At 36.2% G+C, this 14,074-nt stretch carries 11 protein-coding genes; 2 read left to right on the plus strand and 9 right to left on the minus strand.

Annotation, left to right across the window (positions count from 1 at the left end; translation table 11 throughout):
• Window positions 1–230 precede the first annotated feature (230 nt).
• The 8 genes from CSE16_RS10925 to CSE16_RS10960 form a co-directional block, all read right to left on the minus strand.
• Window positions 231–857 carry a GyrI-like domain-containing protein gene (locus CSE16_RS10925; protein WP_099423929.1) on the minus strand — a complete coding sequence of 209 codons (627 nt, stop codon included), beginning with the start codon at window positions 855–857 and terminating at the stop codon, window positions 231–233.
• 276 nt (window positions 858–1,133) lie between these two features.
• Window positions 1,134–2,042: a hypothetical protein gene (locus CSE16_RS10930; protein ID WP_216641119.1), complete on the minus strand. Its 909-nt coding sequence runs from the start codon at window positions 2,040–2,042 to the stop codon at window positions 1,134–1,136.
• 469 nt (window positions 2,043–2,511) lie between these two features.
• Window positions 2,512–2,913 (minus strand): hypothetical protein, encoded by a 402-nt coding sequence (locus CSE16_RS10935; protein WP_099423930.1) that lies wholly within the window; start codon window positions 2,911–2,913, stop codon window positions 2,512–2,514.
• A 77-nt stretch (window positions 2,914–2,990) separates the two neighbouring features.
• The gene (locus CSE16_RS10940; protein ID WP_099423931.1) at window positions 2,991–4,358 is read right to left on the minus strand and encodes a HAMP domain-containing sensor histidine kinase; all 1,368 of its coding nucleotides are present in this window, start codon (window positions 4,356–4,358) and stop codon (window positions 2,991–2,993) included.
• Entirely contained in the window at window positions 4,339–5,016 is a 678-nt protein-coding gene (locus CSE16_RS10945) for a response regulator transcription factor (protein WP_099423932.1), read from the minus strand. The genes CSE16_RS10940 and CSE16_RS10945 overlap by 20 nt, the downstream gene beginning before the upstream one ends.
• Before the next feature lie 310 nt (window positions 5,017–5,326).
• Window positions 5,327–7,141, minus strand: a complete 1,815-nt coding sequence (locus CSE16_RS10950) for an ABC transporter substrate-binding protein (protein WP_099423933.1) — start codon at window positions 7,139–7,141, stop codon at window positions 5,327–5,329.
• A 20-nt stretch (window positions 7,142–7,161) separates the two neighbouring features.
• Window positions 7,162–8,658, minus strand: a complete 1,497-nt coding sequence (locus tag CSE16_RS10955; RefSeq protein ID WP_099423934.1) for an ABC transporter permease — start codon at window positions 8,656–8,658, stop codon at window positions 7,162–7,164.
• Between the two features lie 14 nt (window positions 8,659–8,672).
• A complete protein-coding gene (locus CSE16_RS10960; RefSeq protein WP_099423935.1) occupies window positions 8,673–10,094 on the minus strand; it encodes an ABC transporter permease in 1,422 nt (473 codons plus the stop codon).
• A gap of 152 nt (window positions 10,095–10,246) precedes the next feature.
• Between CSE16_RS10960 and CSE16_RS10965 the strand changes: the two genes are divergently transcribed.
• The gene (locus CSE16_RS10965; RefSeq protein ID WP_099423936.1) at window positions 10,247–11,983 is read left to right on the plus strand and encodes an ABC transporter ATP-binding protein; all 1,737 of its coding nucleotides are present in this window, start codon (window positions 10,247–10,249) and stop codon (window positions 11,981–11,983) included.
• A gap of 54 nt (window positions 11,984–12,037) precedes the next feature.
• Here CSE16_RS10965 and CSE16_RS10970 read toward each other — a convergent pair whose 3' ends face one another.
• Window positions 12,038–13,048 (minus strand): DUF2332 domain-containing protein, encoded by a 1,011-nt coding sequence (locus tag CSE16_RS10970; protein WP_099423937.1) that lies wholly within the window; start codon window positions 13,046–13,048, stop codon window positions 12,038–12,040.
• A gap of 114 nt (window positions 13,049–13,162) precedes the next feature.
• On the opposite strand from CSE16_RS10970, the gene CSE16_RS10975 reads away from it, so the two are divergent.
• Window positions 13,163–14,041, plus strand: a complete 879-nt coding sequence (locus CSE16_RS10975) for a LysR family transcriptional regulator (RefSeq protein ID WP_099423938.1) — start codon at window positions 13,163–13,165, stop codon at window positions 14,039–14,041.
• The last annotated feature ends 33 nt before the right edge of the window (window positions 14,042–14,074 follow it).

Raw genomic sequence — 14,074 nt, forward strand, 5'->3', positions numbered from 1 at the left:
TCCTCGTGCTTTTCATCTACAAGTAAATGATTGAATTTCTCATAAATGCTCAACGAATCAGCCCTTTCTTTATTATGAATTGTAGTACTAAAAGTATAAAAAAGAACATCAGCAAATTGCATTGTTTATATTTTAGCTGCATAACAGTATCCACTCTTATTTTTAAATTCTTAATTAAAAGTGAAAATCCTTTTTCAACTAAACTGCCCCGAAAGAGTTAAAAGTTTCCACTATTCTATTGACTTAACATTATATCTCAAAACTGTTTTTAATTTTTCAGGTGCAACTTTTCTAAAATCTGAAAGATATATCTCCCTATGTTGTAATGAAGTTCTTTCAAGATTATTATTTTTAATGAATTCATTCATCAATTCAAAACTCTGTGGTTCGTCATCATATGGACCAATATGAAGCATTTGTACAGATAAACCATCTTGAACTATATCGAACGTTACATCATGCAAGAATGGATGTGGTTTCTTTTTTTCTACGTTTTCAAATGCTCTCTCTACTATTTCTTTTGTTACAAAATCTGGTTGTCTGATCATAATAGTATATAATAATTCATCTTTATTTAATGAGTCTAATTTTCTTCCTTTTTCAGTTAAATCCCAAATGCCTTCTAATGGATATACAGTATATTCAAAATAACCATCTGGAGTATATCCTTGCTTCGGCATCATTCTGACCGCATAAGCCAAAGAATAAAGAACACCTATCTTCTCAGCGAATTCATGCTCATTTGGATTGCCTTTTCCCTTTATCAATAAAAATTTCTGTTCTGGAATTGTTACAAGTTCAGGTTTTTGTTTTGGGATATATAAATTCTTCTCTTGTTTTCTCCATTCGTATTTCATTAGCTTGTGTTCCCTTCTCTATATGATTTTCATTATGTATGAGTACTACTTACAACGTCCTTCTAAATAAACCATCTTTTTGTATTAAACTGCCTCGTTTATTCAATAAGAAAAAGCTACCCTAAAGGCAGCCTTGTTCAGATAAAGCACCCGTTACTTTAAGTACAATACTTCACATTCCTTATTACGCCTTTTTAGAAGATAACCTAGCGCGCCATCTAGTTTTAAGATTAAAATCCGATTCGTAAAAACTTCTCTTATTCTTCCTAGCTAAAATTATTTACTATACTTTCCGAAATATTTATCTAATCGTTCTTCATCAATTCCATACTCTCCACGCCAAGCAGCTAGTGGAAGTATAATATCGGAACGTGGGGAGCCTTTTGCCTTCTCATAAAGTTTCATTCTTTCAAAGGGATCTACGAATCTATCAACCATTGGCGGATAAAAATCATTTGGCATTATTCCAAGTTCTGCTAAGGATAAGAGCTGCCCACGAACACTATATTTACTGAACTTAGGAAATACCTTTTCCGATTTTATTCGCTGTTCTAACTTTCCTGGCGTTTCTCCTTGAGGGGCATTTCTGATTATATCTATTAACTTTCTAAAGATTACGATATCATCTTCTGTTGGGGTTGGAACATCTAGCTGTGAAAACTCTCTTAATTCTATCAACATTAATTCAACACCTTCATTCCATGAACCACCATAATAATAACTGAATAACACTTCTCCCACATTTAAGTATTTTTCTTTTTTAACACTGCATTTTTGACAGTAATCTGTTTCGCTTAGGTAGGTATGATTTTTACACTGATGGGCATAAAGATAGCTTAATATTGGTTGTCTTCCCCTTGGAAAACTATTCATACCTGCTACATAAGCTTGAAGTGCTTTATCCATCGTTACATTGAAATTTTTGGTTAATATCTTAAATTCATCAATCACTTTATCGTGAGTAAAATGCTCAATCTCTTTTAATGGATAAGAACTTTCTTCCAAATATATCTTTTCCTCATCTTTTAAAATATTTGTTGAAAAAATATAAACAGCTCTTTCATTATCCCATTCATCTCCATGATCAATTTCACGATAATAACCTTTTTCGTCTTTATCATATCTCTTTTTGTTGTAAACTTTTTTTAATATTTTTAGTAGTTTATCATTCATTTGATAGTTCATAGATTATTTCCTCCACTATTATTATTTGAGTATTATCCTACATTTTGTAGTACGTTTTCGTTGGGATTGATATAGTAGTTTTCGAAAGGTTCATTTTAGATATTTTTCAAATAACATTTCACAATGGATTTCTAAAGTCTTTATTTAGCTTATAAAAAATACTATTTTCCTCTAACTTATTTAGAAAGGTAATAAATTCTTTTAATTGCATAAAAAAACCTTACTCCTTTTCCTATTTTTGCCAATCTTCTTGTTGTATTAACCTGTCCCTTAAGTTTAAGTACATTTTTTCACAATCTTTACAATAATTTTAACATAAATATCCAATAAAAAATCATCTCTCCTCTAACAAATCTTTAGGGGAGAGATGATTTTAATCAATCTTTTTCTATGAAAAATCTATTTCCAAAACTACACAGGTGTTAAACAAATTAAACTCTTTCTACTAAGGTGGAGCCTATTTTTAATTTTATTTATCTTCCACTGCTTTCAGCGTAAAAGTAATCCAAATAAAGATGACATAGCTGATTAATAAAATCGTGCCGCCAACGATGAAGAAAACTAATGTGAACGTTTCATTAAAGTTAAACGGATTGACATTGTAAAAGAGCATACCGACCGTTAATCCAATTGTTCCGATTACTGCTGTCCAGCCATGTAAATGCACTAATTTTTTTGATTTCACAACAAATGATTGATAAAATAATGCCCAAACTGCAAGTGACAACCAGCCGACAACTAAAATATGCGCATGAACAGGGCGTAATGCATAATTACCTGAACCCGACATATCAGAGCCAATGAACGCACCGATTAATCCAAAAATTGCTGCTAAACGAATAAAGCGGATACCCCATTTTTTTTCTACCATTTAAATACCCTCCATAAACTTGATTTATAGAGAGTATAAAATACGTATCTGAACTGAATCTGAACGACAACAGCTATTTATTGAATAGGAAACGTCAATGTAAATTTCGTCCCTACACCTTTTTCACTTTGTACAGCAATCGTCCCATCATGCATTTCAACAACTTGCTTGACAATGACAAGCCCTAAACCAGTACCAGGTGTCGATCTGGATTCATCTGCTCGGTAAAATGGTTCAAAAATCCGCGCGATATGTTCCTCACTAATACCCTGCCCTTCATCTTGAATTACAAGCTCAATTTTCTTATCGATTATTTTTCCTGACACACTAATTTCAGTTCCTGCTTCACTATATTTCACCGCATTGCTTATTAAATTTTCGATGGCATGTATAATAAATGGTTCACTTCCGTACATTTCTAATGGAACAAGCTCCATCCATACGGAAATATTTTTTCGTTGTAGCAAAAATTGCTGTTCATTGACGACTTGTTTTATGATAGCATCTAGCGCGAGGTTTTCTTTTTGTTCCGCTAGTTTCGTCGCACTTTGCCATAATAATAATTGCTTTGTTAAATGGGATAACCGCTCACTTTCTCGCTCAATAATTTCACCGTACTGCTTCGTGCGTTCAGCATCCGCTTTTTGCTGCTGAATAAGCGATGCGTAGCCACCTATACTTTGCAGTGGCGTTTGGAAATCATGCGACACATTGCGAATAAACTCTTTGCGAATTTCCCGCTGTTTTTTTAATTCTTTCGTCATTAAGTTAAAATTCATCGCGAGCGTACCAATTTCATCCGCACGATCAACATCAATATGTGCATCGAAGTTTTCCGAGGCCACTAATTTTGTCGCTTTCGATAAGCGTTGAATCGGTTTGACTAAATACCAAGCGGCTAAAATCATAGCAAGAATACTAACAACGGGGATGAAGATGAAAAACCCAGCGATAATAAAATGCATTTCACTAAATAGTAGCTTAATATCCAGGCGCATAAACAGTGCATAATTGTTCCCTTCATATTCAAATGGGAGCCCGACTGTATTTTTTAAATCGTTTGAAAAGAAGCCTGTTATGAATAGCTGCTGTGGGTATTCTCCAACTCCATGGTACGTTTCACCTGCTAAAACGCGATTAATTTCCACCGTTTCTAACTCTTTTAATCGGTATTCATCTCCGTAAAAAGTGCGTTTCCCAAATTCATCTGCTAAATAAATTTGATACCCGATTTGACCTAGCTGTGTTAAATACGCGTCTAACGAATCTGGTGGATGCGTTTGAATATAGGTCGTAATATCCGTAGCTAACTTGACATAGTTGGCATCGTTTTTTTCCTTCATCACTTGGTGGTAAAACGCGTTCGTTAATAAAAAACTAAAAGTTGCGCTAATTAAAAATGTTGCAAGTGTAAAAACGATAAATTTACTGTATAGCGTTTTCATGAATGACCTCTATTTGATACCCGACGTTGCGAATCGTTTTGATTGTAATATTGCTTTTTAACCGTGTTAATTTTTCGCGTAATCGCTTAATATGTGTGTTCAATGTATCGTCACTCACAATATCACCCCACACGAGCTCCATAATATGGGCACGCTCATAGACACGAGTTCGGCTACATAAAAGCTCTAACAGCTCAAATTCTTTATTTGGCAGCACAATTGAAATATGCCCTTTGGAAACTTCAAACTGTGCTCGATTTAATGTCAGATCGCCTATTTCTAACTTAGAAATCGTTAATTTATCGTACCGACGCAAAATCGCCTGTACACGAAAAAGCATTTCCTCGGATTCGAATGGTTTAACGATATAATCATCAGCCCCGGCCGAAAACCCTTCACGTTTATCTTCTAATTGTCCGCGCGCAGTAAGTAGTAACACGGGAATTTCCCAATCTTCTTTTAATTTTTTCGTTAATTCAAAGCCATTTAGGACTGGCATCATGACATCTACAACAGCAATATCCACTGTTTCATCCATCATATCAAGCGCCTCGACGCCATTGCTCGCCTTGATTGTTTCATAATGCCATTGTTTAAAATACGTCGCTAGTAAATTTAATATTGCTTCATCATCATCGACTAGTAAAATTTTCCTCATTGCAGCCAGCCCCTTTTTTCGACATGCGTATTGGTTTTGATTTTGACATGAAACAGCGCTGGAAGCAAGTTTACATTCTGAAAAATTTTACAGAGGAAACGAGATTAATTACACCTCGGCATAATTGCGTTCAGATTTTAATTGTATCTGGGTCTGCATTGTGCAGGCATACGTACAATTAACCTTTCTAAATCTGTGACATCCGTCGGGGGCTTATCTTCGTTCAGTGCGTTTTTTATTGAACAAAGATAAAAAACGCCCGATGCGTAAACAAATTTTTCAACCTGTCTACCGCATCGGGCACGTTTCATTATTTACTTGCGTTATAAGCGTTTAAAAACTCTTTCACTTTCGCGCTATCCGCTTCTACTTTTAAGCCTGTATCTATTAATGGAGAAACCGTTGATACAGCTGGTTTTTTCTTCCCTTGATAGTAGCTGATAAATTCATCTTGATTGATTGAATAAAGTACAGCCTTACGTAAGTCAACTGATTCTGAAACTTCGCGTCCTTTTGGATTGAATATTAAGTAGCTTACAGCATTACTATCAAATGTTTTTAATTTTAAGTTCGTATCGCCCTCGACTACATCTACTTTCGTTTCTGGAACCGTTTGTAATACGTGAATTTCACCATTTCGCAGCGCTGATAATGCACTGTCATTATCTTGGATGAAACGAACGCTAATATTATTAATTTTTGGTTCGTTTTCCGTGCCTACTTGGTAAGCTGGATTTTTAACGAACGTTGCTTCATAGTCATTTTTTTGAACTAAAATATATGGACCTGACGCAGCTAAATGGTTGGCATATGTTGCGCCTTCTGTAATTGTCGCTTGGTCACCGTATGCTACATCTTTATTTGGGTCATATTTTGCCACGTCAAATGTATTTACTGCTGTCACTGCTGCTTCTGAAACAATGCCTCCCGATTGGTGCGCTAAGTAGTTTAATACTTGTGGGAATGCTGCAGGTGTCGTAATTTTCACTACTTGGTATTTCCCTGCTGCATTGTCTACGTCTGCTTCACTCGTTACAACTTCTGCAACTGCCGATGGAAGGTCTTTTGATAGCGCATCTAAAACTGTACCGCCATCTGCTGTTTTAACTGCTTCTAATGACGTAATATCAGACACAATTTCAACCGTTTCAATGTTTTCATGAATCGAGTATGTGCGGTGATCTGGTACTGCTTTTTGATCTTTTGCACGATTTAATGAAAATACAACATCCTCAGCTGATACTAAATCGCCCGTATCTACTGCTTTTTTGTTTTCTACTTTTGCGAAATTAATATCATCACGTAGGACGAAATAGTATTCATCTTTATTTTCTGACATCGCATGATTGTAAGATAATGAACCATCTGAAACGACCTCATCTGTATCCGTTAAGTTCACTAAACGGACATTCATATTCGTATTTAATGTATTGATTGACCCATCATTCCCCTTCACTGGATCAAGTGATGTTAAGGAAGAAGAGGCTTGTTGTAAAACTAATGTTTCTGAGCTATTTTTTGCTGCATCGTTAAACGAAATCGATTCCCATGCTTGCGCGCGTGATTTTGGTAAACGAACTGTATCCGGATTCACTTCTTTTGCATAAATACCTTGGAATTTTTGAGAAATGTATAAAGGCGCAATATATGCATTATCAAATACTAATGCTTGCTCTAATTCCTTATATTTTTCTTTTGCTTCATCCCCTGTTAACGTACTTGCTTCGTCAATTAATTTATCCACTGTCGCATCAGAAATTCGGCTATAATCGCCACCTGTTTTGAATAAGCCTCGCACTGCATAATCAGGGTTCCCTGTTACCGTTGTCCAACCTGAAAGTGAGATATCATAGTTACCTCCATCTTCCTGGGCTTTAAATGAACCATAATCGGGTTGAATATTTAATTTAACATCAAATCCATTCTTCACCAATTGGTCACGAACGATGTTGATGTCTTGTTCGTTTGCCGCCATACCTAACACTTCAATAACTGGTTTTGCACCCGCTGTTTCGTCGACCTCTTTATCATTTTCTTTTACATCTGATTTTGTTTCTACACAGCCTGTTAATGCCACTGCCGCTACAATTGCCGTAGAAGCTAACGTATAGTATTTTTTGTTCATTTTCATTTCCTCCAAATTAGTTAGTTTGCTTTCGGGTCTAATGCATCGCGCAGTCCGTCGCCAAAAAAGTTACATGACAGAACGAGCAACATAATACATAGCCCTGGGAAAATCGCTAAATACGAATGGGACTCTAAATACGTACTACCTACTTTTAAAATATTGCCCCACTCAGGAATATGTGGCTCGATACCTAGTCCTAGGAAGCTTAAACTACTTGTTGAAATAACCGCGCCACCGATTGTTAGCGTTGCTTTAACAATCATTGGCGCCAGGGCATTAGGTACGATATGTTTAAAAATAATCGAGCGGTCCGACGCCCCTAATGCACGGGCTGATTCAACAAATTCGTAGTTTGAAATTTGTAAAACATTGGCGCGCATCGTACGGGCATACGTCGGAATCGCCCCTACACTTAGCGCAACAATTAAATTCACTGTGTTCGCTCCAAATGCTGCAATAATCGCAATTGCAAGTAAAATACCAGGAATTGCATACAGCACATCTAACAAACGCATAATGATATTATCGGTATTTTTCCCGTAATAGCCTGAAATTGCGCCGAGTGCTCCACCAACTAATGCTGGGATGACCGTTGCACTAAAACCAACAATGAGTGAAATTTGTGCGCCGAAAATAATACGAGAAAATAAATCTCTTCCAAAGTTATCTGTGCCTAAAGGATATTCAAGCGATGGCGTTTGTAACAGCGCACTATAATTATTTTGCACCGCAAAGTCATAATCAAACGTCCAACTACTTACAACTGAGAGAGAAAACATAAAGACGATGAAAAATAACCCAAATACAGCCATCGTATTGCGTAAAATTTTATGCCACATTTTTTGCCACTTTTCAATAGCAGATGGATCCGAATTACGTGCTTTCCGTATTAAGGTAATGCCTAGTAAAAAGGAGAAGAAATTCCCCGTTAGCACCGGTAATAATAAAAGGAACCCAAGTATTTGCATCCATTTTGGTGCATAATTTAATGTCACCTTGCGCGCAATTAATATTGCCACAACTAAGTAAACAATCGCTAATACAATAAATACACCCATCGCAAGTAAAAATGTATCGACAACATACGGCTTAAAAATGTTTACGCCCGAAATCATGACAATAAAGATTTGTGTTTGAAATGCATATACCGCAAAAGTATATTCGACTGTTTTATTTTTCGTTACGAGCATAAATCCAAAGCCTGCTGCAAATACATTCCCCAAAAATATCGTCAGTATAAGCGGATACCCAAGTAAACGGGTACGCTTTGTAATTTCACGTTCGTTTGCTAAATCTTTTTTTATTAATTGAGATGCAAGCCAGACGTATAATGTGGTCACTGCATATATGGCAAACAATGCGACAACATACGGTCTCCATACACCTTCTGAAAAATTGAAGCTATAAATTAAAAACAGCGCTGAAAAAATGGCAGAAAAGGCAAGCGTAAACTGTGCATTGACATATTCTTGTGTTATTTTCAAAAGCAGTTTTACATCTGATATGAATTTCACGTGTCTACCTCCTCCTAGGACTTTTTCATTTTCGAACGAATGCGTGGATCAAAGAATGCGTATAAAATATCGATCAGCATATTAACAATTGATATCGTAATCGCAATATATACAACCCCACCTAAAATGGCTGGAATATCTGGAATGAACTGCTTATCCACGATATAGCTACCGATTCCGTTAATATTGAATACTTTCTCAACGACTGACGCCCCGCCCAACATGCCACCGAATAATAGTCCGATAACCGTAATAATTGGAATCATCGCATTACGAATCGCATGTTTTGTAATCACTTTTCGTTCACTTAATCCTTTTGCTTTCGCTGTAATAATGTAATCCTCATGAATAACTTCCAGCATACTTGAACGCGTCATACGGGCTATGGATGCTGAAAGTGATGTTCCGAGTACTACAATTGGGAGCACTAGTGACATCCAATTGTTTGGGTTATAGGTCGCTGGGAACCACTTTAATTCTAATGAAAAAGTTAAAATAAAGATTAACCCTTGCCAAAAGCTCGGAATCGATAAGCCGATTAAGGCAATGAACATCAATACGTAATCGAATAATGTATTCGGTCTTACTGCTGAAATAATGCCAACTGGAATGGCAATCGCAATCGCCATCAATAACGAGAATAAGGCAATTTCTAATGTCACAGGGAATTTATTAATAATACTTTGTGTGACATCTTCCTTCCCTGCAAACGAAGTCCCAAGATCAAAGGTAAAGAGTCCCGTTAATGAATGCCAAAGCTGAACAAGATACGGCTGATCTAATCCATATAAACGGTTGAAATTGTTAATTTGCTCTTGCGTTGCTTCGACACCTAGTAAATTTCTTGCCGGGTCAAACGGCGAAATATAAAGAATTGTAAAGACTAACGTCGCCACACCTAAAATAACAAATGCACTCTGAATGAAGCGCTCAAATACGAATCGCACAAACGGATTACTACTTATTATTAGCAGCAAGTACATAAGCATTCCTGGAATGAAGCTAATAGCTAAAAACAACGGATTTTTTAACAAATGACCAAAATAATTTGTATATGTATGTTTCTCAATCCCCTTTGAAGCCATTATTTTTTCTACTTCACGTTGCACGCGCTGTGTAGCGAGCACTTTTGCATGATCCCCTAATTTTTGCTCGTCAATAGCTTGTTTAAAAAATTGCGCTTTCGTCAGTTCCTGTTCTCTATATTCCTTGCACCATGACTCAAACTTTCCATCATGTATGAACTGCTCCTTTAGTAGCGCCACATTTTCTAAATAGGATGCTTTCGAACCCTTTACTAAATAGAGGAGCAACGTTATGAGATGCACAGGAAAACCAAGAACAAAATACGCAATTAAATAACTTTTTTTCGATGCGTTTTTTTGATAGCTATTATGAACTAAATTCTTCCTCCTAGCATCGTTCGATTTACCCATATATCGTCTCCTTTCCAATGACAAACAGCAAAATAGTTTTAAATATTGTGAATATTATCATTGTATAATCCCTACCTGTATAGTACAGTATGTATTAGCAATATCATTTCGTCAATACAATTATTTGAATTTTCTAAAAGGGTGAGTAAACGATGAATGAAAAACTATTAACTGTAAATGATTTGCGCGTTTCGTTTATTACGGGAGAATCAGAATTCGAAGCAGTAAAAGGGGTTAGCTTCCATGTAAACAAAGGAGAAACGTTAGGCATTGTTGGAGAATCAGGTAGTGGAAAAAGTGTAACTGCTCGTTCGATTATGCGCCTACTCCCTTCTCCCCCTTCTTTTTTAAAATCTGGGACCATTACATTTCAAGACAAAAATTTAATTACGCAATCCGAAAAACAAATGGAAGGTATACGCGGAAAAGATATTAGTATGATTTTCCAAGATCCCATGACCTCAACGAATCCAACCATTCGTATTGGTGAACAAATAGCTGAAGGTTTAATTAAGCATCAAGGCTTATCTAAACAACAAGCCTATGAAAAAACAATCGAGCTTTTAAAATTAGTAGGAATTAAAAATAGTGAAGAACGCTATGAACAATATCCACATGAGTTTAGTGGCGGGATGCGTCAGCGTGTCATGATTGCGATGGCCCTTGCGTGTAACCCTTCTCTACTCATTGCCGATGAACCTACAACTGCGCTGGACGTGACCATTCAAGCCCAAATTTTAAGCTTAATGAAGCAAATTCAGGAACGTTTAGGCACGTCCATTATTTTAATTACACATGATTTAGGTGTCGTTGCAGGTATGTGTGACCGCGTGATCGTTATGAAGGAAGGCGAAATTGTGGAAGAAGGCACGACTGAAGAAATTTTCGCCAACCCACAGCACCCTTATACAATAAATCTTTTAAACGCTTTACCGAAATTACATGAAAAGAAAGAACCGAAGCAACTGCCAAATGTTGGTTCCGATGTCGATTTAACAGTGCCATTAGTTGAAGTGAAAAATCTGTCCAAGCATTTTGAATTGACAAAAGGCAACGTATTAAAAGCGGTAAACGATTTAACATTCCAAATCTACCCTGGTGAAACACTTGGACTTGTTGGGGAATCCGGTTCAGGAAAATCAACGACTGGCCGGACGCTGCTCCAATTGCATGATCCGACTGATGGTGAGGTGCTTTATAAAGGGGTACCTGTAACGCGTTTAACGAAAATGGAGCTAAAAAGCATGCGACGCCATATGCAAATGATTTTTCAGGACCCGTACTCATCCCTCAACCCGCGTAAAAAAATACTCGATATTATCGGAGAGGCGCTAGATGTACATAAGCTTGTCACGTCAAAAGAGCAGCGACGTGCTAGAGTGGAAGAATTATTAGAACTGGTAGGCTTAAATAAAGAACATGCACGCCGTTATCCACACGAATTTAGTGGTGGTCAACGACAGCGAATCGGTATTGCCCGTGCATTAGCGGTAGAGCCGAATTTTATCGTATGTGATGAGCCATTATCTGCCCTTGACGTATCCATCCAAAAGCAAGTAGTTGATTTATTAAAAGACTTACAGCAACGGCTTGGCTTAACGTATTTATTTATTGCACATGATTTATCAATGGTAAAACACATTAGTGACCGTGTCGCAGTTATGTATGGAGGGAAAATTGTGGAGCTAGCAGAAAGCGAAGAATTGTACGCGAATCCACAGCATCCTTATACAAAAATGCTGCTTAACTCCATCCCTATTCCAGACCCGGTCATTGAAAAGCAAAAAAAGCGACAAGTTATGTCCGAAGAAGAATTAATGAACAACCGTTTCGATGTGGAAAACACAACGCTTGTCGAAGTTTCGAAAGATCACTGGGTAGCTAAATAACAACGAAGAAAGCCGTTCCCTGCATGTATAGGGAATGGCTATTATTAGTTCTGTTCAATTCCATTTGAAATATTTCCCATGATTATCAACCGTTTGTAATAATCTTATAGCTTGCGTTTGTCCATGACGAACATAGTCGACGTGTACATAATTGTCATCCATGTTGTTATAAACATGATAAATTGGCTGTTTAAAGCTTAATTCATTAAGCATATGCAACAATTGTTGTTTCAACTCTTTAGAAAATTGATTTGCAACATGGGTATGGAAAATTACGAATTGCGTTGTTTTATCCTGTTGCTCCATAATTTTTGGTATCAACGATAAAAAATCCCCTTCAAGCAACGTTTTCCGCACTTCACTATTCAACTCTTGCACATTTTCTAATTGCTGTTTTCTCATTTTATGCTCTGGCCATATTAACGCTTGCATCCAGCGAGAATCTTCATCATTTTGTAAATCTACTATATTTAAATCAATGCCCACTCGATGATCAATGTTTAACGCACTCAATGCTCCGATAGGTTGGCCAGTATTTTCCGCGAAAATATGTACCTTACTGTTTTCATTTCCATAAATATTTTTTACTCCGGCTTCTTCAATTTCATAACAATATTGATCTACATTAAGTAATAAACCTGCACTTGAACCAATTTCAATAAGTGATAACGGCTTTTGACTCTTAGCCTGAATGGTACTAAATATTGGATACAAATAAGCAGCTCGATTGAGTTCGTTCGTTTGAACTAGTTTCGTTTGAAAAATAACCTTTAATTGTGCTCTATATTGCTTACAAAAATCTTGTAACTGTCTAAAACTTTGTGCAAATTCACCTGACGAAACTTGATTAAAATAGTCCGCTAAAGGATGGTTTTTTTCATGTGCCAAATATTGTACAGCTGCGAAAAATAAGTTTGGTTTTGGTTGATTTGGTGGAATAAATTGAACTAAAGTTAGTAATTCGATATCTTGTGCAATTTTCAAACTCCAGTATTCATATAATGGACTGCTACCTTTCGCTTCCTGTTTTGCAAACCGGGTAAAAATCATTGCTAATCTCTCCATATAAAGACCTCCTCCAACTTCTGTAATCTTATTGTATAATGAAGATAAAATTAATAGAATTAATGAATTCAAATCAAAGTAATTAATATTATTAATTACGATTGGAGGTCAACAATGGAAATCAAATGGTTAAAAACATTTATTACGACCGTTGAAACTGGTAATTTTCGTATCGCTGCAGAAAAATTATTCATTTCTCAGCCGAGTATAACGGTCCATATTAAACAATTAGAGGAAAGCCTAAATGTTCAGCTTTTTGAACGACATCATACACAAATCAAACTTACTTCAGCAGGTCTTTTTTATTATCCGTTAGCTTTAAATATTTTAAAAAATATAGATGAAAGTAGCCGAGCAGTGCAATTACTTTCACAACAAAATAAAATACAGCTAGCTGTTGCCCTTTCGCCCCTTCTCGCAGAAACGAATTTACCACAAATTATTTATCAGTTTTCAATTAATTATCCACAATATGAGATCGATATTATTGTCGAGGATTCAAAATATATGGATGAACTCATTCTTACTAATAAAGTTCAACTAGCTATTTGCATTGGGAAAAGTAAAATTAAAAAAATTCATTCTGAAAAAATTAGTTCAAGCCCGCTGAAATTGATTTACCCATTACAAGAAGGTGAAGATAATACGAGGAATTTTGAGCAGCTTCAACAACTGGTAGAGAAATATCCATTGTTTTCAGGACATTTAGAGGAAACAATGGAAGTTGAAACATTGCTAGAAAAAGACTATCCACAATTGCGAAAAAGAACAATCAAGCAAAGTCATATCATAAAACAATTCGTTAAAGACGGACTCGGGATGGCATTTTTACCAGAATCCATAATTGACCAAGATTTGAAAGATGGCTTTTTTACGAGTTTCCATTTTACATTTTTTTATTTACCTACTGTCGATTTGTATATGCGCCATATTCGGGGAGATGAAAATTTATTGCCATTATTACAAGCAATTCGTGAGGGAAACACGAAATAATCAGAGGATAGATTCAATATTTTTCACATTAAA

The sequence above is a fragment of the Solibacillus sp. R5-41 genome (genome assembly GCF_002736105.1).
Lineage (GTDB): Bacteria > Bacillota > Bacilli > Bacillales_A > Planococcaceae > Solibacillus.

Excerpts from the sequence above, each read along its gene's own strand:
- CSE16_RS10975 (WP_099423938.1), top strand. The coding sequence starts at position 13,163 with ATGGAAATCAAATGGTTAAAAACATTTATTACGACCGTTGAAACTGGT.
- CSE16_RS10970 (WP_099423937.1), bottom strand. The coding sequence starts at position 13,048 with ATGGAGAGATTAGCAATGATTTTTACCCGGTTTGCAAAACAGGAAGCG.
- CSE16_RS10960 (WP_099423935.1), bottom strand. The coding sequence starts at position 10,094 with ATGGGTAAATCGAACGATGCTAGGAGGAAGAATTTAGTTCATAATAGC.
- CSE16_RS10950 (WP_099423933.1), bottom strand. The coding sequence starts at position 7,141 with ATGAACAAAAAATACTATACGTTAGCTTCTACGGCAATTGTAGCGGCA.
- CSE16_RS10930 (WP_216641119.1), bottom strand. The coding sequence starts at position 2,042 with ATGAACTATCAAATGAATGATAAACTACTAAAAATATTAAAAAAAGTT.
- CSE16_RS10945 (WP_099423932.1), bottom strand. The coding sequence starts at position 5,016 with ATGAGGAAAATTTTACTAGTCGATGATGATGAAGCAATATTAAATTTA.
- CSE16_RS10965 (WP_099423936.1), top strand. The coding sequence starts at position 10,247 with ATGAATGAAAAACTATTAACTGTAAATGATTTGCGCGTTTCGTTTATT.
- CSE16_RS10935 (WP_099423930.1), bottom strand. The coding sequence starts at position 2,913 with ATGGTAGAAAAAAAATGGGGTATCCGCTTTATTCGTTTAGCAGCAATT.
- CSE16_RS10925 (WP_099423929.1), bottom strand. The coding sequence starts at position 857 with ATGAAATACGAATGGAGAAAACAAGAGAAGAATTTATATATCCCAAAA.
- CSE16_RS10940 (WP_099423931.1), bottom strand. The coding sequence starts at position 4,358 with ATGAAAACGCTATACAGTAAATTTATCGTTTTTACACTTGCAACATTT.